The organism is Reichenbachiella sp., from assembly GCF_965233835.1.
GTDB lineage: Bacteria > Bacteroidota > Bacteroidia > Cytophagales > Cyclobacteriaceae > Reichenbachiella.
In genome coordinates this window covers 3,073,717-3,096,437 of record NZ_OZ247585.1, presented here as the reverse complement: position 1 = coordinate 3,096,437, position 22,721 = coordinate 3,073,717, and the positions used below count along the sequence as shown (strand labels likewise).

The window sequence follows — 22,721 nt, the reverse complement described above, 5'->3', positions numbered from 1 at the left end:
TAGCGGTAGATGGGCATAGTCTACAGTCTCCTTTTTTATTTAAACTGTACCAACAAGCATTAAACCCGTCAAAAAGGAGACAAGTGAATAGTCCAGAAGTAGAGGCGATACGTCATCGGCTTCTCAGCGATAGTAGAGAGATACAAATGAATAGATTTGGTTCCGGCTCTAGTTTATCAGCCCCTCGATCGAAACAGGTTAAAATAATAGCACAAGCTGGTATATCTAACAGAAAGCAATCTGAAATACTTTTCAATTTATTGGAGTATCAGTCTTGTAAAGTGGTATTAGAATTGGGTACATCTTTAGGATTAAATACCATTTATATGAGTGAGCCAAGCTGTGTGGAGCGTGTTGTGACCATAGATGGAAATGCCGAATTGTGCAAAATTGCCAAGGAGCATTTTTCTGAGCTGGAATTGAAAAACGTTGAGCACATTAATTCAGATATAGATACATACCTACTTCAAACAAATCAAACTTTTGATTTTGTCTATATTGATGCGAATCATACTTATGAAGCTACTATGCGATATTTTTCTATGACGTTGGGTCATTTATCCAATTCAGGAACAATTGTTATTGACGACATCAATTGGTCTCCCGAAATGTCCAAAGCCTGGCTGGAGATACAACATGATTACCCCGAATACCTTTATGTAGAAAATGACAAGATTGGAATAGTATTTGTGAATGTGGAGTCGGTAAAAGGACATTACATTTTAAGTTTTTAAATTTCAAAATGAGTGCTTTTTGACGTAATTGCGTATGTGCAATTATCTTATATTTTTGCAGCTATATAATTCAACTATGGAAAACAAATCTTCGGCAAATCCAACGCCTGAAAAAGGTCAGAATAAAAGAATTTTCACAGTAATACTGGTACTTCTGCTTATAGCGGCAAGTGGAGCTTTTATATACAAGTACTTAGAATCTTCGGAGTTAGCGAGGCAAAATCAATTGACTCAGGCGCAGTTGGATCAGGCTTATAATGATTTGGACTCTATGAGTAACGAACTTGATACCAGGATACTAAAAATTGCTCAACTTGGAGGAGAGATAGATACGCTGTTGCAAATCAAGACTCAGCTGGAAGAGGAAAAGAAGGCTTTTAGAAAAAAAGCCTATAGGCAGATTAATGATTTGCAAGGAAAAGTTGATGGCTATAAAGAATTGTTGGTGGCTCAAGATGAGGAGATTGAGCGTTTGAAGGTGTTGAATGATTCTTTGATGGTTGAGAACACAGAGTTAAAGGTAGAAGCAAATAACCTAAACGAGTCGATTAAAGATCTCAATCAAAGTAAGGCCAAGTTGGAAGAAAAGGTGGCTACTGCTTCAAAGCTTAAAGTTGAAAAAGTTGAGATATTGGCCGTGAGTTCTAGCGGTAAAGAAAGAGCATCACCATTCAAAAACAGACACATTGATCATTTGAAGATCGATTTTGAAATAGTGGAGAACAGAGTTGCACCTATAGAAGGAAAGGGCATCTTGGTTAAAATCACTGGCCCGGATGGTAATGTTATTTTTGACGTAGCATCTGGTTCTGGTACTTTTGTTTTTGAAGGGCGAGAAAGCTTCTATACTGTGAAAAAAGATATTCTTTTTGATAGAAACAGTCAGGCACTCACATTCCTCTATAGCAAGGGTAGTGACTATGATCTGGGTAAGTATACTTTAGAAGTCTTTACTGATGACTATAGGATGGGGTCGGCTTCTTTTATAGTTAAGTAGTTATTTTCCGAAAAGGGCCATGACTTTGGCTTTTTCATCGAGGAGAACTTTCGTACAGCACATCATGACAATAAGTGCCATGACCATCAATTGACCTCCGTCATTGCCTACGATTATACCAATAAAAAATAGATGAGAAAGAATGGCACCTATCATAAGCATTACACCCATAAGGGCGCCTAATCCTGCATGTTTTGGCCAAAGTAATAGAATAGAAGCAACCAATTCCAAAATCCCCGTACCGACTCTAAAGAACGCCTCATAATCTCCGTGACCAAAAATTGAAATCGTGAGATTTGTAAATAGGGCTTTCGATTCGTTCAAAAAAGCTTCACCACCAATACCAAATTTAAAAAGTAAGGTCTCAAGTAGTATGATAGAAGCTATGAATCTGGGGAGATATTTGATGATGTTCTTGAGTGTCATTTCTTCGATGTGTGTATTTGACGTATAAGTTACAAGAAACTAATAAAATGAAAGTCTATTTTGGACTTCAAAATTTTAGTGACTAACATTAATGTATCTACATTAGATACATATAAAGATATAGGGATGGGGTTGAATAAGGATATTAAGCAAAAAAAATTCAAGTCAGAGTTTGAAAAGGTAGTAGTGAATCTGATGTTCAGTAGAAATTGGTTGGATGAGCAGCAGCAAAAAGTGCTTAAACCTTTTGGGCTAACCGTTCCTCAATATAACGTTATGCGAATTCTTAGGGGACAGCACCCAGAAGTCTGCACAGTAAATTTGATCATTGAAAGAATGCTTGATCGGATGTCCAACGTATCAAGAATTGTAGACAAACTAGTGTCCAAAGAGTTAGTATCTAGGATACCAAATCTACAGGATAGAAGAGCCGTTGATGTATTCATTACTGATCAGGGGCTGAATATACTTGAGCAGCTAGATGACTCCTTTCAAGAACTTTTTGAAAAAATCAATTCCTTTTCAGATGAAGAATGTAGTCTGGTCAACGACTTTTTAGACCGCTTTAGAGGTACTGAACCTGATTAAATACCTTTCAATATATCTAATAACCCTTTTTTCTTATCCTTTGATCGTACTACTAAAATTGGGATCTCTGAATGCAACTGAACTAGCTTTTCTGCACTTCCACCTATAAATAGAGAGGCTGCGGCAGTAATTCCCTTTGCTCCAATCACGATTGCACCAGCCTGCATTTTTTTGGCTGTTTTATAGATGGAAGAGATAATATCTTCATGACGATCCAATGTGTAAATTGGTTCGATCGTCAAATTCGTTTCATCAAATTTCTTTTTGAATACTTCGTAGTCTTTCTTGGCATGCTCTTCCATAATCGCCGCAAATTCCTCGAATGATTTACCAGTGTAATGATATCCGCTTGGTACTTGATAAACATGTTGGATTAAACATTTTGGCTTTGGGAAATGATCAATATTAAGTAAGTCGATGGTTTGATTGACAGCGGCTAGTGCATTATCAGAAAAATCAACTGGAACCAAAACCTTACTGATTCTCTTATCAAAGCCTTTTGGAATAATGAGTAGAGAACATGCTGCTCTACGTGCTAATCTACTGATCGTCACTCCACCACCTGGTTTTTCATTTTTTCTACCCACAATGATCAGGTCAACTTCTTTGCTAGCACTAAACTTTAGAATGGCTTTAGTAGGTTGTCCTGAATTGACCTCAACACTTACCTTTGAGTCATTATGTATGTAATACCGATCAATTTCGCGTTCAATCTCCTTTTTTCGTTCTGCCAATGCATCATTAATGATATTCGGAAATTCCTTTTTTACAGCCGCAGGAACGTTTAAGTCTTTAATTACATTGATAAATTTAACTTGCTTAGTACCAGCTAGTTTAGCAATCATAGAGGCCGAATAGATCAATTCTTTATCCAAGTCGGAATGATCGAGAGCTACTAATATTTTTTCGAATTTATACATCAGATTCGTTCGTTCAGGTAGTATATCTTTGTAATGGATTTCAATTTATGCAAAAAGATAAATCAATTTTTAGAAATCCAACTGATTTATCTCATCTACAAGCATTTCTATTTGTTCTTTAGAGTGAGTTGGAAATGAGGCAATTCGAATATGTCTATTCTTAAATTCACCATAACCATTTCCGATATTCAATCCTTTCTTAGCCAAGCCTTGAATCAAAGTTTCAGACCCACCATTCACTTCAGCGACACCCACCGTTTGAGATCTGAATTTTTTCTCGCTTACAAATGCGTTTAATTTTGGGTGTGTTTCGAATAGGTTGTATAATAGGGCACTTTTGTACTTTGCTTCTTGCCGAATTTGATCAAGGCCTTTGGTGAGCATATCCTTGGCTACCTTTCCTAGTAAGTAAATATTGAGCACATTGGGTGTACAAGTGGTTTGATGTTTTGTGGCCATTTTGGCAATTTTCAATATGCTATTGTAGGAGTCGTGATAATGGCCCTCAGCTTTTAGTCGTTCAGCTTTTTCCAGGCATCTTTCATTAAATGTCCAAACACCCAAACCCGCTGGAAGGCCAAATGACTTTTGAACAGAGAAGTATAGACTGTCAAGATTATTGAAGTCAAATTCAGGAATAGGGAGGGAGCTCACGGCATCAACTACTAAAAGAGGATCTTTATACTTCGCACGCAGTCGGTTGATATCTTCAACGGGCATGGCTGCGCCAGTGCTTGTTTCATTTTGTGCCAGCCCAATAAGTTCCACCTCTGAATTGATTTCTGCTAATTGCAAATCGTGATGTGTACCAGCTTCAACGATACGTCCATCGGCATTCTTTTCATGAGCCGAAACGGCAGTGTAGAACTTTTTAGAGAAATCCCCATTTACAAAATGTACTGAATGATTACGAATCAAATTTTCACTCATACGATCCCAAACCTCAGTAGCTGAAGAGGTAAACCCTACGGTGAAATTTTCAGGCAACTGTAGTAATTCTCTAAGCACTTCAGTGGTTTCCTGGTGCATTTTTACATAAGCCTTGCTTCTATGACTGATGGATGGAATGTCAGACTTTAAGGCATCTTTAATATGCTGTTCAACAGTGAAATAAAGCGCTGATGGCCCAGGAGTGAAGAAGATGTTTTTCATTAGAATTATTTAATATATAAATAAAAGATAAAGACAAAATTACCTTCCATAATTCGCTACAAAATGAATACATTTGTTGGACAAATCTCTGGGTTTTTGTATGTTTATTTAAACTATAACTATAAAAATGACCGAGTGATTTCGGCGGCTAAATCGGGCCTCATTTCGATCTATGATCGGAACTCTTTGGAGATAACAGAGGAAGATTGAATCGCATGGATAGCTCAAATCCTTACATTTACAGGTTTAATTTAAACCCTAAACTCAGAGATTTTACCAAAAAAGTCTTCCCGATTTATCAGGAAGACTTTTTCTTTTAATAAAGCACTCTGAATCTAATCGTACCTTCTATTTTTTTGAGGTCTGAAATAGCCTCTTTATTATAGTCCTTATTGATATCTGTAATTACATAACCAACCGTGTCATTAGTTTTCAAATACTGCCCCATGACATTGATGTCATGCTTGGCGAGCGTATTTGTGATATTAGCTAACACGCCAGGTTGATTGTGGTGAACATGAATAAATCGATGTGCATCCTGTAGAATCGGTAGTGTAAGGTTTGGGAAATTAACGCTATTAGTGGTTGTTCCTGTATTGATGTAATCGATGATCTTGGTTGGTACAAACTCTGCGATATTTTCCTGAGCTTCTAATGTGCTTCCACCAATATGAGGAGTAAGTATCACGTTTGGTAGGCCTCTTAGTTCAGAGACAAATTCATGGGCATTACTCAGTGGCTCTTCGGGAAATACATCTACTGCAGTTCCTGCAATTTTTCCACTTTCAATATTCTTTTTAAGTTCTTTGATATCTACTACATGGCCTCGAGAGAGGTTCATAAAAATGACACCATCTTTCATATAACCAAATTCTTTTTTGCCGATGACATTGATGTTGGTTTTGCGACCATCAACATGTAGGGAAACAACATCAACCTTGGTTAGAAGCTCTTTTAAAGATTTGCACTTGGTTGCATTTCCCAGTGCCAATCTTTCATCCAAGTCATAATAGTAGACATTCATGCCTAGTGCTTCGGCCAGAACAGAAAGTTGCTTTCCAATATTTCCATATCCGATAATGCCTAGCTTTTTTCCTCTGATCTCAAAACTTCCATTAGCAGATTTATCCCACTTACCCTGGTGCATAGAAAAGATCTTGTCTGGAAGATTTCTAATCAGCATGATCATTTCGCTTATAGCCAATTCAACCACCGATCTTGTATTGCTAAATGGCGCATTGAATACCGCGATGCCTCGTTTGGTACATTCAGCCAGGTCGATTTGGTTTGTACCTATACAAAATGCCCCAACAGCCATCAGTCTATTCGCATGTTCCAATACTTTTTTGGTGACCATTGTTTTGGAACGGATACCTAAGATGGATACATCTTTGATTTTTTCACAAAGCTCGTCTTCATCGATGCCCGCAGGGTAAATTTCGATTTGATACCCTTCTTCTTTTACAATTTTTACCCCGTTCTCATGGATATTCTCCAAAAGCAAGACTTTGATTCTGTTCTTAGGGTATGATAATGCTCCTTCCATTTTGTTATGATAAAGTATTTCGTCTAGCGAAGGTGCTACGTGGTCGGCGTTTTTAACCACGTTTTCTCGCGAAACGTTCTCAGTAAAAGCATAAAACCTGTTGGCTTTACCTTCTTTTCGTATTTCGTAATCATTGTATCCATCACCAATAACATGAATTTCACCTTCCAGTTTTAGTGCTTCAATTTTCGCCGGTTTTCCTTTGCTTTGGGATAAAATGTTGTCTTCGTCAAAGCCAACAATGTTTCCGTTTTCATCAAAGACAAAAGAGTTGGCATGAACATTTTCTTCTTTTATTCCATACTTTTCTACTATTGGGAATATGAATTCTTTGAATCCATTAGAAAGAATATAAACATGATCTGCATGCTCTTTTAGAAAGGCCTTATTCCTTTTGAAAGATTTGGATACCAGTTTTTTTAACATGGTAATGAGAATGGGTAGGTGCTCTTTCTTGGCATCCAGGATTTGTAGGCGCTGATTTAAGGATTCTCTAAATGATAACTCCCCACTCATGGCCAGATCTGTAACGTCTGCAATTCTCTTCAGCCGCTCATGCTTTTCCGGGTGACCCTTTAGTGAAATAGAACCAAGTACGTCTAGTGCTTCGACACTTGTAAATGTACTGTCAAAGTCAATCACAAAATTTTTTGTAACTGTTTCAGTCATGCTATAAAACTCCTTTTATAATGAATGAGTATTAACCTGTTTTGATCACCTTGGGTTTGGTTGGGTAAAATTATTTTGATTCTTCTTATAAATGGTCACTTATGGTGGAATTTATAATGGCTGCTGAGATATTTTGATGAATCTATAAAAATACTTCCATCCATTAATAATTTTACAAAAAAAAGCATCTGAACCAAAGGATATTCTTTTGGTTTAAGTTAAGGATTTGATTTGATGAAACATTAGGTCAAACAATTGAATACGGTATATTTTTTGATCGCAGTAGCGGTGGTTGTTTGTGTGCTATTGAGTATCTATTTGAGAATTGCTAAATTGGAGAATAAGAAGTGTATCGATAGTTTATTTGTAGTATATTGGTGATATTCTTAACAAATTGTATAATTGCACTATTGGAAGAAAATTGAAAGTGGAATTATTTAGCAACTAAAACTTAAACTTTGCTCAAATGGGTATTTTAGACCTCATCACCTTACTTATTTTCCTAGCCGCCGCTTTTACACTGATCAATATTACATTCCTCAAATTACCTTCTACTATTGGCCTTATGGCAATCGCATTGATGTCTTCTGTCGCGATTGTGTTTTTAGGTTTTGCTGTACCGGCTGTAATGAATGGTGCTAGTCACATTGTTGAAGAATTTGACTTTAAGGAAGTGCTATTGAATGTAATGCTTAACTTCTTGTTATTTGCAGGCGCCTTGTCTGTCGATTTGAGCAAACTACTTCAGGAGCGTTTACCAATTATTGTATTGGCAACAATTGGAACATTAATGTCTACATTCATTGTGGGATTTTTGATGCAATTTGGATTCGGCTTAGTCGGGAGTGAGGTAGATCTTATCTATTGTTTGTTATTCGGTGCATTGATTTCACCGACTGACCCAATTGCTGTATTGGCTCTCACTAAAGAGTTCGGCTTAGATAAAAACCTAGAGATTAAAATTGCCGGAGAGTCATTGTTTAATGATGGTGTTGGTGTTGTTATATTCCTAACTATTTCCAGCATTGCAATGGCCGGACATGGTGGTGATCATGGAGCGCACGGTGGGGGTGAGGAAATTACCGCAATGAGTGTAGCTGGTTTATTTGTCAAGGAGGTTGCTGGCGGTTTGTTGCTGGGCGCGGCATTCGGCTATATGGGTTTCAAGCTCTTAAATTATATCGACAATGACCATGTGGAGTTGGAGGTTTTAGTTACGCTTACGCTGGTAATGGTAGGTGGTAGAGTTGCTGAACTGATCCATGTTTCTGGGCCACTGGGTATGGTTGTGATGGGACTGTTTATTGGTAATGAAGGAAGAAGTGAACATCTGGCCAACGCGACTGGGGAATATGTTTTTAAGTTCTGGCATCTGCTAGATGAAGCGTTGAATGCAATTCTCTTCATTTTAATTGGCTTAGAGGTAATCATTATAGCTCAAGACTTTAAAATGGAGTTTTTAATGATTGCACCGATTGCTATTACTATCGTGCTGTTTGCTCGATTTATTGGGGTATCCATTCCAATAAAAGTGATGGAGATGCTAGGTAAGAAATTTGAAGATAAAAGTATCATTATATTGACCTGGGGCGGTTTAAGAGGAGGAATTTCTGTAGCTTTGGCGCTTTCATTGTCAGATGAGATACCTCATAAGGATATTATTTTGGCAGCCACTTATGCAGTGGTGGTCTTTTCTATTCTGGTTCAAGGGTTGACCATTAAAGGGATACTGAAAAATTAAAGTTGAAATCAAATTAGTAGAAAATAAATTACGATTAGATGAAATTAAGTTTAGCAGAAGGATTGATGCTGATCGCGTTGGATGACGAAGAGGGAAGATTATTGTCAGCAGCAGAACATTCGATTGATCATGGACTATTGGCCATTTTAATATTAGAGTTATCTCTTATTAAAAGAGTAGGATTCGAGAGCAATAAGATTATTGTTAAGGATTCAACTGGAACGGGCAACAAAGTGCTTGATAGTGTACTGAAAGCTGTTGGTGGTGGCGGTGATTCTGTCTCTGGTACAATTAAGAAAATAGCTTCTGGATTTGATTCTATTCAGGATGATGTGATCGAACTATTGGTTCAGAGAGGAATTTTGAAGGTAGAGTCAACTAAACTTTTATGGATTCCGGTTTCAGAAAGAATGGACAATGCCAATTATGCCTTCGAACAGGAAATCAGAGATACTTTGAAAGCCGTTGTTCAGAAGGGGCAAAAGCCTACACCTGCAATTATTATTCTGATGTCTATGATTTCAAATTGCAAAATTTTGGAGGAAGTTTTCCAAGAGAAGGATGAGTTAATTGACGCAGTGAAGGTGGCGAAGGATATAACTAATTCCCCAGCAATAGATGCTGAAACTCAAACTGTCCTTAATGACTTGAAAGAGTATTTTTTAACTCTATAACAATATATTAACTGTTTAGATTGAGAGGAGCTGGCAACTAGTTGTCAGCTCTTTTTTCTTTTTTAGACGCATCTCTCAATGTTCTGCTTTGGTTTAGGTAGAACTTGAAAAGTTGATTGACCTCAGCCTCTGTCTCCTCCAATGAAGTGTTATTTTTTTCTGTCAATTGTTGAGTCTGTAGGTCAATAAGTGTTTTGAGATAAGCTTTAATTGAATCCTGATTGGCCATAGTTTTATTCGCCTTCATGGCCATAAAGCCAAAGCCTTCATGCGGATTGTTCCTATCTCTTTCTAGAATAAAGTACTCATGGCCTTCAATTTCTACCTGATCGAAGTGGTATTGTATATCCTCATGAATTTCACTGAAATTAGGACCGTCTGAGTGATTTACATCTCTGTTTTCACAGCTACTCGTAGTAGCCAATACAATAGCAAAAAGGACTGAATAGCGTTTTGTATACCTCATGTTAGGTTTCTTTAAAATAACCTTCTTGAACATTAAATGCTTTTTGAATCAGCTGAAAAGAGCTGCCATTAACGATGATGATCAAATAATCCCCTAGAGCAATTGTGAATTTCTTCTCAGGGTTTTTAATAAGTTGTCGTTTCCCGTTTTTATCCTTTTTGCTCATTCCTATTAGGATGCCGTTATAAGTCTTCTTGATGTTATTGAATGACTCGTGATAATCTTTGTTTAGATATGGATTATCGTAGGTCACCAAAAACTGTTTAATATCATAGTCGGTAGGGGTATGTGCAAATGACATGATATCTTCTGTGTAGGAGGCTACATCTGGCTCAAACATGTAACTGGCCAATATCTTAGAGGAAATGTCATGGGGAGAAATTGCATTTGTGACACCGGCATTGATAAAGGTGTTTTTGAGGTTAGCATTTTCCAAGGTTACGACAAATTCCAACCTTTCAAATACCTTTTTCATATTGAGTATAAAAACCAACTTTTCGGTATCATCGTCAAGATTAACAAAGACGACCGTTGATTCTTCAATATTAGCTTTTTTGAGCATTTCAGTATTCTCGAAATCTGAATAAAGAGTAAAAACCATATTGGTGTCATACTTTTCATGAATGTGTTCGATATGGCTTTTAACATTAGTGACAATAGCCACTTTTTTGTTTGCTCCTATTAATTGTTCCACAACCAGTTGGCCAAAATCACTCCAACCGATCATGACGACATGTTGCTCAAACAAGGTTCCGTTGTACCCTAACATTTTGTTTTGTTTTAAAGTGGTAATTAAGTTCGTGATTTGACCAATGAGTAAGCCATATATACCTACACTCATTAGGACAAAAATAAATCCAATAAACCTTCCGTAAAGTGTCACAGGATATATATCTCCATACCCAACGGTCGTCAAAGTAGCTATGGTAAACCACATGGCCTGATGATAATCTGTAATACTTGACTGCGTGCTATCTTTTTCAAAATTAATTAGCAGAGTAATTAAGATGAAATAGATAACCAGGCCTACAATTGATCCAAATATGAAGCGATTTACTCGTCTTCTTTCACTTGCGTTTAGCATTGATTAGTCATAAAATACAACTCAACTTATAAAAATTGAAGATATTTAAAATTGCTATCCTAAAGAAATTTTGATGAGATTATTCTTGCCTAGAGATTAAATATGAAAAGAGAGGGGCCTGACAGAAAACCAAATAAAAAAAGCTCCAGAAGAGATTCTGGAGCCAGCAGCATTTTGAGAAAAATTAATTATGACTCTAAGCTCGCAACATGTCATTTCAAAATCTTGCCAACCTTCTTAAAAATCTTGCCAAACGTCCATTGGAGGCTCTGAGGCTATATAAATTCAGTGGGAGTTTTACCGAAACGTTTCTTAAACTGTGTGTTGAAGTGGCTGACATTGTTCATGCCAATGGCTTTGGCAACCTCAGATGCATTAGTCACCTTCTTTTCTTTGAGAATTCTGTTGGCGTATTGCATTCTAATTTCTTTTATGAATTCGAAAGGAGTACTGTCTGTCATCTTTTTGATCATGCGATAGAATTTGCGTTCACTCACGGCAATTTGATCAGCTAAATAACTAATAGATAAGTTAGGATCGTCAATTCGGTCAAATACCAAAGATTCTACCTTCTTAAGTAGTGATTTTTCTATTTCATCCAGAGTTTCTTGATTATTGATAAATAGAGCGCCTTCATTATTGTTGTTCCACAGTTCCTTCTGATTTAAGAGGTTTTCTATTCTCAGTATGAGTTCATTGGGTTTGAATGGTTTGCATAGGAAGTCGTTTACTCCTTGAGACAAAACTCTGGTTTTGTCTTCTTCTGATGTTCTAGCGGACAACACTAGTGCTGGTATTTTTTTTAGTTTCTCATTTTTTTTCAGTTTTTCGAGGAGTTCAAAGCCATCAAACCAAGGCATCATCAAATCAGTAATGATAAGGTCTACTTCTTCTTTATCCAGAACTTTTAGAGCACGTTGCCCATTGGGGGCTGTTAGTACGTTGTAATCAACTTCAACGATGTTTTGAATATACTCACGAACTTCTGGATGATCTTCTACAATCAAAATTGTCTTCCTTTCTTCATCTGAGCTTCTGGTAATATTTACCACAGGTATTTGCTCTGAGATTGGTTCATCTATTTCCTTAAATAACCCCCTGGTTTTATTCGTAAAGTCGAGCTCGTGTAATTGGGTAACCTCTTCAGAAGGCACGGCTTCTTGTGGCATATTGATTATAAATTCGGATCCTTCTCCTAGCTTGCTAAAGACTTCTATCTTGGCGTCGTGTTTATGAATGATTTCTTTTACGAGTGCGAGTCCAATTCCAAAGCCTTCTTGCGTTTTAAAGGTAGTTTCTGGTGCCTGATAGTACCTCTCAAAAATATATGGAATGTTTTGTTCAGGAATACCTTCCCCTGAATCAATTACTGAAATAACTAAATTATTATTCTTCTTGCTTAAAGAAACCGTAACTGAATCACCTTGTTTTGTATGTTTTAGTGCGTTGGTGATTAGGTTGAAAAGCACCTTTTCAAACTGATAAGGGTCTATGTGAAGAATTGATGAGCCTTTAAAAATTGATTTCGAATAGGATAGATGTATACCTTTCAATTTGGCCATAGAGTCAAACATCTGAACAAAGAGTTTAAGCATTTTGTCTACATCGATGTATTGTTTATGAATACTAAGCTTACCATCTTCAAGTTTTATCAATTCATTAATTTCGTTGGTAAGGTGAATTATTCTTTCTCCATTTAGTAAACCAGTTTTCAGCTGTCGTTCAGCTTTGTCCGTTAGTAGCAGGTCTTTACTTTCAAGGACTTGCTCGATGCCTCCCATGATGAGCGTAAGTGGAGTTCTGAGGTCATGAGATATATTGGCAAAGAATCTAGATTTAGCTTCGTCGAGCTGTTTGAGCCGATCAGACTGCTCTTGTATTTTGAGACTGAGTTTTTTGTTTATGATGTAGGATCGATAAATGATCAACGAAATGATGATCACAAGAACAAGTCCTATACAAACGCTAACGAGTAAAATGTTTTGAGCTTTTATTGTCTCTTCGTCCGCTACCTTTTGCTGTTTTAGTACTTCATTTTCATTGGCTCTTTTTTCAGCTTCCAGCCGCATTTGAACCTTATATTTGTTTCTTTCTTTTTGTGAGCGGTCAATTGAATCTTGAACTTCACTATAACTTTGTTGTATGTAAATTGCTTCCTTATACCTTTCTTGTTTCACGAGGATATCATAGATTTTTTTTGATAGAAAAGCAATCTCATTCAGATTTTTGGTAGAGTAAGCAATTGCCAGGTGCTTTTCACAATTTTCTAGAGCTTCGTCGTAATTGCCCTGCTTCACATCGATAGCAGCTATATATCTTGCACAGTCTAAGGCATCGTCCATGTCACTTATAGAAATGTATCCATCATAAGCTTTTTTATAGAATTGTTTAGCTTTCTGATCTAGACCTTGAGCATTATATACTAAGGCCAAAGACCTGTATATAAAATACTCTTCCTCTATATAATTATAAGCTTTGGCAAAATACAGCCCACTATCAAGGTATTGTTTAGCTAAATCAAACTTATCCAATCGCGAGTATAACCTTGCTATTTGGGCATAACCATGAGGATCCGGAGGAATTGCATGCTCTCTTCGAATTTGTTGTGATTTCAAATAATAGGTTAATGCTTGATCGTAATCCTTGAGGTTTTTATAAATCAAGCCAATATTTCCGGTAAGGTTTGACACTTCATCAAACTTTGATGTTTCCTGGAAAATTTTAATTGCTTTAAAATAACAATCCAGGGTGATGTCATAATCACCAAACCTATGATATCCAATTCCGAGATAAAAATAGGTTAAGGCCATTAAGGTGTCTTGCTTATTATAAGTGGAAAGAAATTCTCTGGCTGTGGAGATAGATTCGAGATAATTTCCTCCCAAATAATTCCTTTTCAATTTTTTGAATAGTAATTGATAGTATAAGCTGCTGTAGATCTCATTGCCCAATAAGTCATCAGATTCTTCTATGAGCAAATCATAGGCTAAGTCCAACTCATTCGAATAAACTAGTGAATCGTATGTTTTTACGAAGCTGTCGTACGAGCCATCATCTTGAATTGATGGACTTTGTGCCTGAATGGCACTAAGAGTAAGGGTTGATACAAAAAGGATTAAAAGATAAATTCGGCGCACGGATAGGTGGTGAAATAATTAAATTCTCAAAATACTGCTGTATAAGTTTTCAATTAAAACCTTCCATTCGGTTCCTTTGGTGGTTCTTCTTCATCATCATCTTCTGGTTTTCTGCTTAAATAAAGCTTTTCTTTTAAAAGTTTCATCATTCTAAATTTTAGTGAAAAATAAATTACGGTCAAGGTAGTCAAACATAAATTTTTGATCAAATAAATTCATTCATTTGGTCGTCAAATAGTTCACTTAATTCTTTATAATCAAAAAAACTATATGTTTTGTTTTAATAATTCTAAGTGGGCATTGTGTTATGTGGTTGTTAAGCAGCATAGCAGAGGGTAGTACTAGTTAAAAAATTGTTAAATCCTTATTTGCTAGCACCAAATTTGTTTGTTTTACACTGTAGTAATCAAATCAAATACATGAATCATATTAGACACACATTCATTCTTATACTGTTCTTCGGCTTGTGTCAAGGAGCTTTGGCACAAACACCTAATTCTGAAAAAAGACCTTATCGAATTGAAATCACAGTAGAGGGCCTGGAAGATAGCGTGGCTTACTTGGGTTATTATATGGGCAACAAACGATATGTTTTGGATACCACTTCTATTGACGGAAAGGGTAATATGGTCTTCGAAAATAATAAGTCTATCAAAACAGGTGTGTATTTTTTATATACAGGAAGTTATACCATGGATTTTCTTGTGGATCGCTCATTGGATTTCAAATTGAGTACCAAAAAAGCCACAACTTATCCTGATTTGGAAATAGTCAACTCTGAAGACAATGAACAATTTCGGGCATTTCAGCTAGTGATGATTGATCATCAAACCAAAGTGAAGGAGTTGACAGGCTCTTTAGACTCAACTAGTGTAATGAGTGACACCGTAAGAGTAAGAGAGGAGATGGCCAAGCTTAGTGAGCTCAATACGCAAAAAAGAGATAGTCTATTGGAGGCGTTTGGGAATTCATTTATGAGTCAGGTTTTGATCATGATGGCCAAGTCACCAGAGTTGGAAATAGATAGCGACTCTCTCACGATTGAACAAAAAAAATCTCAATATAATTATTACAAAGACCATTTTTTTGATGGTCTAGATTTCGACTCTGAGGGATTGCTTAGGACGCCAAGTTTCTATGGAAAAGTGAAGGAATATATTGATAGAGTTACTTTCCAAAACCCAGATTCTATAATTGCCTCAGTTGATTATGTTCTAGCTAAGTGCAAGAACAATCCTGAGCTGTATAGATTCTGGATGGGTACCTTTTTTGGGGAATACCAAAATCCGAAAATAATGGGTATGGACAAGGTGTTTGTCCATTTATCTGATAACTACTATTTGAATGGAAAGGTGGATTGGGCGGATAGTACTTTGCTCGCAGAACTCAGTAAAGAGATGACCTTTCTTCGCGAAAATCAAATAGGATCAAAAGCACCGCAGATGTATCTATTGGATACTTTGGAGAATAGAAGGAGCCTTTATGATGTTAAGTCTGATTATTTGGTGTTGTTCTTTTATGATCCGGACTGCGGACATTGTAAGAAGAAAACACCTGTGTTATATGATTTATATAAGAAAATGGGAGGCGATTTTGATGTAATGGCTGTCACTGTTGGAACTGACACAAAAAAGTGGAAAGAGTTTATCGAAAAATTTGATTTGAAAGGATGGATGCACTTGGGTGATCCTTATTATAAAAGTAACTTTAGAGTGCAGTACAATGTAAGGAGCACCCCACAGGTTTATATTGTAGATAAAGACAAAACGATCATAGCAAAGAAGCTTGATGTAGAACAAATCGAAGGCTTTATAAATGATAGGAAAAGAATGGACAGGTTATCTCAGTAGGGGATTTTCTTAACCTTCTCATTTAATACCTAAATTGTAATGAAAATTTTCTGATTTAGACGAATTAGTTTATTTTCGATTTTTTAAACCAATATAAAATTTCAATCAGATGATTAAGGAATTCAACACGTTGCGTGATGATGAAATAGAGGTGTTGCTGAAGGCTCCTGTTTTGGTGTCTATTTTAATAGCCGGTGCTGACGACAAGATAGACAAAACTGAAATCCATCAAGCTGTGGAAATTGCAAATAGCAAGCAGTCGAGAGCAAGAGAGCAACTTATAGACTACTATAAAGAAGTAGGTAAGGATTTTGGTGAAAAATTTGAGAAGACGGTAAACGAAATGCCAGATTCGCCTGACGGAAGAGCTGAGATTATTGGAAAGGAATTGAGAAAATTAAATTTCATCCTGCCTAAAATTGAAAAGAAATTTGCAGTGAAGCTGCATGCTAGCTTGAAAGATATGGCAAAGAAAGTAGCCGAGGCTTCTGGAGGAATTCTAGGTTATATGTCTGTAAGTTATGAAGAGGCTAAGCTGATGGAGTTGTCCATGATTGATGATCCATCGGATTACGAAAACTAAGAATTTATTAACCCCGCCAGTCGGGGTTTTTTTTGCTCCAAACCTAAACGATGTATACGAGATACCGTGCCGATATTATTTACCCGCTTCGACTCACTTTTGTCATTTGGCTGGTATTTACTTTTCAGTTCTATTCTCATATTGATTTGGGCTTTTTGGGAATATACCCAAGAAGAATTGATGGACTGGTCGGTATCATAACCGGTCCGCTGGTGCACGGAAATACGCAACATATATTATCCAATACGCTTCCTTTGCTATTCTTGGGTATTACCATGTTCGTGTTTTACAATCGAATTGCGTTATGGGTATTTGCCAATTGCTATATCCTTACGGGAATACTGGTCTGGTTTTTTGGAAGACCTTTCTATCACATTGGAGCAAGTGGACTGATTTATGGTTTGGCCTTTTTTCTGATTTCGTTTGGGCTGTTTAGAAAAGATTTTCGTTCGCTTGCCATTTCTATAGTCGTTGTGATTTTGTATGGCGGATTGGTTTATGGTATGCTGCCAACGGTATCCAATATATCCTGGGAGTCACATGCGTTTGGAGCTTCCATTGGAATCGGATTAGCTTTTATGTACCGAAACACTCGTAAACTGGACTAACTAGAGATTCAGGACAAAGGCATAAATCTGCTTGGCGTACTCTGATTCGTTGACAGTAAAGTTGTCCATTCTTGACGCTACATCAAATTGATATAATTCTTTGAAGTCGTGGGATGTTGCGTTCATTAGTTTATCCATATCTTCTGTGGTATACAAAAAGTTTTTCGAACCATGTATGTACAAAATGCCTCTAAGGTTTTTGCCTGGCTCTTTCTTTACGACATTCAAAGTATTATAGTCATTATCTTCTATACCCTCTGGTAAAGTCATTACCGCATTGATATTCTTGAATTGGGTTTTTAAAGTCGTGAAATCTACAAAAGGTTCATCAGCAATTATGCCTGCAATGTCATTTTTTTGGTAGCCCCGAGTCACAGATATACCAGCACCTATGCCCCAGCCATAGGCGATAAGTTCATGATGAAATCTTTCTTCACAATAGTTGTAAACAGCATCAAAGTCATCATAAAATTCTTTATAAACATATTGATAGTTGTTGATTTTGAAATCACTGCTAGCTCCAAAACCACGATAATCATAAATCACTACACTAAAACCATAATGAACTAGAATCTTTACCCTTTCTAAATAATCACCCATGTTTCCGACACCGTCATGGCTAATGATCATCAGTTGATCACCTAAATCAGAGGGGAAGTACCAAGCACTCAGCTGCGCACCATTGGTCGAAGGTATCATAATCCTCTCATACTTCATGTGATAGTCATGAGGCGTATGCTTATATGTCTTTTTGGGAGAAAGAGCGAGAAGAAAGCACGAAACAAAAAGTATGATGAAAGCTGTGGTTGAACGCATTTTTAAATTTCAATTTCGATAAAGAAAACATTTTTCTGCTGGAGAAAAAAGTCATGTGTTAGGTTTCGTGATTTTTTGACGAATTCTTGAAGTTATTAGCCCCTCTGAAGGTGAAAACAAAAAGGCGAATAGAAATAATACGCCAGCCACTGAAGACATGGCTCCGGCAATAGATCCGTCGACTAAAACAGCCAAATAGTATCCAGCTGCTGAAACGATGATGCCAAGCAAGGCAGTTACTATCAACATTTTCGGAAAACTATTAGTGAGTAAATAGGCAGTGGCTGGTGGTGCAATCAATAGTGCCACTACCAAAATAGCGCCTACTGATTCAAAGGAGGCAACCGTTGTCAAAGAGACGGCAGCCATCAGAAGATAGTGCCACAGCACAGTTGATATCCCAATGGCTGTAGCAAAAGCGGGGTCAAAAGTGGTCAGATACAATTCTTTATAGCCTAAGGTGATAAAACCTAGGATGACAAGAAAAACAAATCCTGAAACGTACAATACTCTTGGCCCTAAGATCAACCCTGAATCAGTTATCCATAAGTCAAGCGGTACATAGGCTATTTCTCCATGAAGTACACAGTCTTGATCCAAATCAACTTCATTGGCAAATACCGAAATCAGAATCACTCCTAGAGCAAATAACCAAGTGAATGTCACTCCAATGGAAGCATCAGTTTGAAGATTCCCTTTCTTATGAAAAAACTCGATTAAAACCGTTGTAAGTATCCCAATGATACCAGCTCCCAACAGCATGATTACTGAATCTCTGCTTCCGCTAATCAAAAAAGCCAGAACGATACCCGGTAGTACAGCATGCGAAATAGCATCGCCAACCATAGCCATTTTTCTTAGAATTAGAAAACATCCTAACAACCCACAGGTGATGGCTACCAAAGAACCGGCTAATATGATATAAATAGCATCCATTAGTTTTTAATTGGTTTGTTGTATGGAATTACTGATTCGTGTGGATCACTGGTAGGGTACTGCAAGAGCGCCTCTAATCTGGCTTCCAATTCTGGAGTTAATATGTGCTCAATGTTGTCGGCGTCTTCGTGCACATGATCTGGGGCGATGCGCAAATACTTTGTCAGATATACTTCCCACAAACGATGTAGTTTCACTATCCTTTGTCCTTTCTTTTGTCCCTGGTCAGTCAATTGCCAGTTTCCTTTCTGGTGTTTTAAAAACCCTTGATGAGTAAGACGATTTAGACCTGATAGCAGAGCAGGGGTTTTAATTGGACGCTTGGCTTGAATCTGTTCAATATTTCTTTGTTCTTCAAAATTGCGATCGATTTCACCCAACTGATAAAAGAGCTTAAGAATGTTTTCTGTAAGAATCCGTTTTTTGATTTTGGACTGTCGAATGAGCTTATAAAGAATTCCTTTCTCGGGAGCAATAAAAAAGGATGTCAGCGCAATCATAGAAATAACCATCACAATCCATGGTCCTGTCGGCATAGAGGGTGCGACATAAGAAATATATGCTCCACTCACTCCTGAAAAGGCGCCGAAGATGGCTGCCAATAGCAGCATGATGTTAAGCCTGTTGGTCCAGAATCGCGCAGCAGCGGCTGGCGTAATCAACATGGCTGCCATAAGTACCACACCAACGGCTTGAATTCCTGTAACAACAGCAAGAACTGTTAGCGTAGTCAAGGCTAACTCCAATCGCTTCACTGGAAACCCAATGGATTTGGCAAAGTCTTCGTCAAAAGAGATCAATGCAAATTCCTTATAAAAAAGTATTACGCCGAGGAGTAAGCAAATACTAATCACGCTAAAAATGATCAAGTCCTGTCCAATGAGCGCAGCTGCTTTGCCAAATAAAAAAGAATCCAATCCAGTTTGAGCGGCATTGCCAGAATGTTGGATCATGGTCAAAAGCAAAATACCAATTCCGAAAAATACAGAAAGAATAAGACCAATAGCTGTGTCTTCTTTAATCTTAGATTTTCTGGTAATTACATCGATTAAGATGAGCGACAACCAACCGGTAAGAAAGGCACCTGTAATAAGGTATATAGGATTTTTAGTTCCTGATAGGAGGAAGGCCAAGCAAATACCTGGCAATACGGCATGAGCAACTGCGTCACCTACGAGTGCTTTTTTCTTTAGGAAAGTAAAACAACCCACCAGTGCTGAACTGATGGCTAACAATACCGAACCACCCGTAACAAATCTGATGTTTGGGTTTTGGAAAGAAAAGAATGTAATCAAATCTTCCATAATGGTTAGGTCAAGTCTCGTGTTGGAAACTGTTGTTTCTTTAATAGATTTCCCACTTCTGAAAGTATACTCAACTTACCACCATAAGTCTCTTGCAATAATTCTTGAGTAAAAGCTTGATCCACCGGTCCCGAAGCCACCAGCCTGGTGTTTAGTTGTACTACCCAATCAAAATATTGAGAAACAGTCTGCAGATCATGATGTACAACAATGACAGTTTTCCCCTCGTCGGACATCGTTTTAAGGATGTTGATTATAGCTTTTTCTGTAGCCGCATCTACGCCAGCGAATGGCTCATCCATGAAATAAATCTCTGCATTTTGGGCTAACGCCCTAGCCAAAAACACTCTTTGCTGCTGTCCGCCTGAGAGTTGACTGATTTGTCTGCTGGCAAATTGCTGCATGTTCACCTGTTCCAACGCATAGTCAGCGGCTTCATAATCAGCTTTTCGAGGTCGTTTGAATAACCCCAATTCTGCGTACCTTCCCATAACAACGACGTCACGGACGGAGGCGGGAAAGTCCCAGTCTACAGATTCTTTTTGAGGTACGTAACTCACCTTGTTTCTAACCTCAGAAATAGGTTGTCCAAGTAACTCCACCCATCCGCTACTCAAGGGTACAATTTCCATGACGGCCTTGATGAGGGTAGATTTACCGGCGCCATTAGGTCCAATAATGCCTACCAGTGCCCCTTTGGGTAAAGTAAGATCAACTCCCCATAATACCGGTTTACGACTGTAGGTTACGGTCAAGTCGTGAATTTCCAGAACCGGATCTTCTACATTTACAATCATTTCAATGCGTTTACTATTGTTTCTACATTCGAGTGAACCATTCCTATGTAAGTACCTTCAAATTGACCAAACGGACCCATGGCATCAGAATATAAGCTTCCCCCTATGACTACTGTATGTCCTTTTAGTTTGCAACCTTCCACTACGGCATTAATGGCCTTTTTAGATACCGAGGTTTCAATGAATACCGCTTTAATTCTGTTTTCAACTATTAAATTAACCAGATCAGCGACATCTTTGAGGCCAGGTTCGGAAAGCGTAGATATACCTTGAAGTCCTTTCACTTCTATGCTATAGGCATCACCAAAATACCCAAAGGCATCATGCGCCGTAATAAGCATTCTTTGTGTCTCAGGAATTTGAGCAATCGATTCGTTAACTGCTTTGTGAAGCGAATCTAACTGTTTCAGATATGTTGTAGCGTTTGTATCATAGTAATCTCTATTAGCCACATCGGAAGCCACAAGTTGTTTATGTACATTTTTTACGGCCTCTTTCCAAAGTGAAACATCAAACCAGATATGCGGATCAAAAGTACCTGGATAGAGTTCACTCGCCCTAAAGAGAGAATCTGGAATATTTTCTGTGACTGCACTTACTGGCTTTATTCTTCCAAGTTTCTCAAATACTTCACCCATCTTTCCTTCTAGGTGAAGCCCATTATAAAATATTAGATCGGCAGCCTGAAGCTTTTTTAAATCTCCCTGGGTCGCTTTATAAAGATGTGGATCAACGCCTGGTCCCATGAGTGCTTGTGCGGCTACGCTATCACCCGCAATATTGAGGACAGCGTCATAAATCATTCCTGTAGTAGTTACAACTTTTAATTTACCACTTCGGGTTTTGTTATCAGGCTGACAAGAACTTAGGATTATGATGTTGAATAGTAGATATACGTAAACTATGTTTTTCATTCTGTTACCAATAGGTTGTCTGCGACTTGTTTTGAAATAAATATGACCTGCTCATCTGCCATTTGGATTTGCATGGAGCCATCAAAAGAATTTTTCTCTTTGAGCATTATTTTAGTTCCTAAAGCAATTTGAATTTTATCCAGATGCGATAAAAATTCCGAATCCGAATCATCAACTCCAGTTACCAAAACTATTTTGCCAATAGTAATTTCTGAAAGTGGCACCTTCTTGCCAACAACGATTTCACCGCGCTCGTCTGGAATAGGATCTCCATGTGGATCGATTCTGGGATGGCCCAAAAACTTATCTAGTTTTTGAGTAAGAAGGGGGGACTTAATATGCTCAAGTTGTTCAGCTATCTCATGCACTTCATCCCATTTAAACTGAAGTTTGTCAACTAGAAAGACCTCCCAAAGTCTGTGTTTTCTTATAATTTGTAGCGCTTCCTTTCGCCCCTTTACTGATACGTTGACCCCCTTGTATTTCTGATAATTCACAAATCCCTTATCTGAGAGTTTCTTGATCATATCACTTACTGAGGCAGGTTTGGTTTGTAAAACCTCTGCGATGGCATTCGTGGAAACATCGGATTTGTCCGCTTGTGACAAATGATATATGGCCTTTAAATAGTTTTCTTCTGCGTGACTAAGCATCTGAGTTTTTGTATGACTTAGTACAAAGGAAAACAATTTTTAGATTAATCTAAAAATATATTTTGACGGAATTGAAATATATGAGCTCACTAGTTCTAGTGATTTTTAATTACTATTTAGAATTTG

General features: G+C 37.5%; 21 protein-coding genes. 8 read left to right on the top strand and 13 right to left on the bottom strand.

The features are described from left to right. Positions 1-83 precede the first annotated feature (83 nt). On the top strand, positions 84-734 hold the full coding sequence (locus ACO6S2_RS13070; RefSeq protein WP_422359003.1) for an O-methyltransferase: 651 nt from the start codon (positions 84-86) through the stop codon (positions 732-734). Positions 735-810: 76 nt separating this feature from the next. Then, a complete protein-coding gene (locus tag ACO6S2_RS13065) occupies positions 811-1,731 on the top strand; it encodes a coiled-coil domain-containing protein (protein ID WP_422359002.1) in 921 nt (306 codons plus the stop codon). Here ACO6S2_RS13065 and ACO6S2_RS13060 read toward each other — a convergent pair whose 3' ends face one another. Continuing rightward, a complete protein-coding gene (locus tag ACO6S2_RS13060; protein WP_422359001.1) occupies positions 1,732-2,157 on the bottom strand; it encodes a DoxX family protein in 426 nt (141 codons plus the stop codon). It lies immediately after the preceding gene. A gap of 78 nt (positions 2,158-2,235) precedes the next feature. Between ACO6S2_RS13060 and ACO6S2_RS13055 the strand changes: the two genes are divergently transcribed. Next, positions 2,236-2,745: a MarR family winged helix-turn-helix transcriptional regulator gene (locus ACO6S2_RS13055; protein ID WP_422359000.1), complete on the top strand. Its 510-nt coding sequence runs from the start codon at positions 2,236-2,238 to the stop codon at positions 2,743-2,745. Here the strand turns inward: ACO6S2_RS13055 and ACO6S2_RS13050 are convergent. The 3 genes from ACO6S2_RS13050 to serA all read right to left on the bottom strand — a co-directional run bounded on the left by ACO6S2_RS13050 (position 2,742) and on the right by serA (position 7,032). After that, entirely contained in the window at positions 2,742-3,665 is a 924-nt protein-coding gene (locus ACO6S2_RS13050; protein WP_422358999.1) for a universal stress protein, read from the bottom strand. The two genes, ACO6S2_RS13055 and ACO6S2_RS13050, sit on opposite strands and share 4 nt — an antisense overlap. A 69-nt stretch (positions 3,666-3,734) precedes the next feature. Further along, positions 3,735-4,817, bottom strand: coding sequence for an aminotransferase class V-fold PLP-dependent enzyme (locus ACO6S2_RS13045; RefSeq protein WP_422358998.1), 1,083 nt, complete (start codon positions 4,815-4,817; stop codon positions 3,735-3,737). A 316-nt stretch (positions 4,818-5,133) separates the two neighbouring features. Next, positions 5,134-7,032: a phosphoglycerate dehydrogenase gene (gene serA / locus ACO6S2_RS13040; protein WP_422358997.1), complete on the bottom strand. Its 1,899-nt coding sequence runs from the start codon at positions 7,030-7,032 to the stop codon at positions 5,134-5,136. A gap of 466 nt (positions 7,033-7,498) precedes the next feature. Here serA and ACO6S2_RS13035 point away from each other — a divergent pair, with 466 nt between their 5' ends. Together ACO6S2_RS13035 and ACO6S2_RS13030 are read left to right on the top strand one after the other, a co-directional pair. After that, positions 7,499-8,773 (top strand): cation:proton antiporter, encoded by a 1,275-nt coding sequence (locus tag ACO6S2_RS13035; protein WP_422358996.1) that lies wholly within the window; start codon positions 7,499-7,501, stop codon positions 8,771-8,773. Positions 8,774-8,811: 38 nt separating this feature from the next. After that, positions 8,812-9,447, top strand: coding sequence for a GOLPH3/VPS74 family protein (locus tag ACO6S2_RS13030; protein ID WP_422358995.1), 636 nt, complete (start codon positions 8,812-8,814; stop codon positions 9,445-9,447). Positions 9,448-9,484: 37 nt separating this feature from the next. Here the strand turns inward: ACO6S2_RS13030 and ACO6S2_RS13025 are convergent, their stop codons facing one another. The 3 genes from ACO6S2_RS13025 to ACO6S2_RS13015 form a co-directional block, all read right to left on the bottom strand. Continuing rightward, positions 9,485-9,913, bottom strand: a complete 429-nt coding sequence (locus tag ACO6S2_RS13025; protein ID WP_422358994.1) for a hypothetical protein — start codon at positions 9,911-9,913, stop codon at positions 9,485-9,487. A 1-nt stretch (position 9,914) separates the two neighbouring features. Continuing rightward, a complete protein-coding gene (locus ACO6S2_RS13020) occupies positions 9,915-10,997 on the bottom strand; it encodes a potassium channel family protein (protein WP_422358993.1) in 1,083 nt (360 codons plus the stop codon). 275 nt (positions 10,998-11,272) lie between these two features. Continuing rightward, the gene (locus ACO6S2_RS13015; protein WP_422358992.1) at positions 11,273-14,134 is read right to left on the bottom strand and encodes a response regulator; all 2,862 of its coding nucleotides are present in this window, start codon (positions 14,132-14,134) and stop codon (positions 11,273-11,275) included. A gap of 419 nt (positions 14,135-14,553) precedes the next feature. Between ACO6S2_RS13015 and ACO6S2_RS13010 the strand changes: the two genes are divergently transcribed. The 3 genes from ACO6S2_RS13010 to ACO6S2_RS13000 all read left to right on the top strand — a co-directional run bounded on the left by ACO6S2_RS13010 (position 14,554) and on the right by ACO6S2_RS13000 (position 17,175). Beyond that, positions 14,554-15,984, top strand: a complete 1,431-nt coding sequence (locus ACO6S2_RS13010; protein WP_422358991.1) for a thioredoxin-like domain-containing protein — start codon at positions 14,554-14,556, stop codon at positions 15,982-15,984. A 109-nt stretch (positions 15,985-16,093) separates the two neighbouring features. Then, a complete protein-coding gene (locus ACO6S2_RS13005; RefSeq protein WP_422358990.1) occupies positions 16,094-16,567 on the top strand; it encodes a hypothetical protein in 474 nt (157 codons plus the stop codon). A 50-nt stretch (positions 16,568-16,617) separates the two neighbouring features. Further along, complete coding sequence (locus ACO6S2_RS13000) at positions 16,618-17,175, top strand: rhomboid family intramembrane serine protease (protein WP_422358989.1); 558 nt, start codon at positions 16,618-16,620, stop codon at positions 17,173-17,175. Here the strand turns inward: ACO6S2_RS13000 and ACO6S2_RS12995 are convergent, their stop codons facing one another. Genes ACO6S2_RS12995 through ACO6S2_RS12970 form a run of 6 tightly spaced genes read right to left on the bottom strand, consistent with a single transcriptional unit; the run spans position 17,176 to position 22,595 of the window. Further along, positions 17,176-17,991 (bottom strand): alpha/beta hydrolase, encoded by an 816-nt coding sequence (locus tag ACO6S2_RS12995; protein ID WP_422358988.1) that lies wholly within the window; start codon positions 17,989-17,991, stop codon positions 17,176-17,178. Positions 17,992-18,042: 51 nt separating this feature from the next. Continuing rightward, entirely contained in the window at positions 18,043-18,927 is an 885-nt protein-coding gene (locus ACO6S2_RS12990; protein WP_422358987.1) for a metal ABC transporter permease, read from the bottom strand. After that, positions 18,927-20,231, bottom strand: coding sequence for an iron chelate uptake ABC transporter family permease subunit (locus ACO6S2_RS12985; RefSeq protein ID WP_422358986.1), 1,305 nt, complete (start codon positions 20,229-20,231; stop codon positions 18,927-18,929). The genes ACO6S2_RS12990 and ACO6S2_RS12985 overlap by 1 nt, the downstream gene beginning before the upstream one ends. A 5-nt stretch (positions 20,232-20,236) precedes the next feature. Next, positions 20,237-21,028, bottom strand: coding sequence for a metal ABC transporter ATP-binding protein (locus ACO6S2_RS12980; protein WP_422358985.1), 792 nt, complete (start codon positions 21,026-21,028; stop codon positions 20,237-20,239). Further along, positions 21,025-21,942, bottom strand: coding sequence for a metal ABC transporter solute-binding protein, Zn/Mn family (locus ACO6S2_RS12975; protein WP_422358984.1), 918 nt, complete (start codon positions 21,940-21,942; stop codon positions 21,025-21,027). The genes ACO6S2_RS12980 and ACO6S2_RS12975 overlap by 4 nt, the downstream gene beginning before the upstream one ends. Beyond that, a complete protein-coding gene (locus tag ACO6S2_RS12970) occupies positions 21,939-22,595 on the bottom strand; it encodes a metal-dependent transcriptional regulator (RefSeq protein ID WP_422358983.1) in 657 nt (218 codons plus the stop codon). The genes ACO6S2_RS12975 and ACO6S2_RS12970 overlap by 4 nt, the downstream gene beginning before the upstream one ends. Positions 22,596-22,721: the final 126 nt, after the last annotated feature.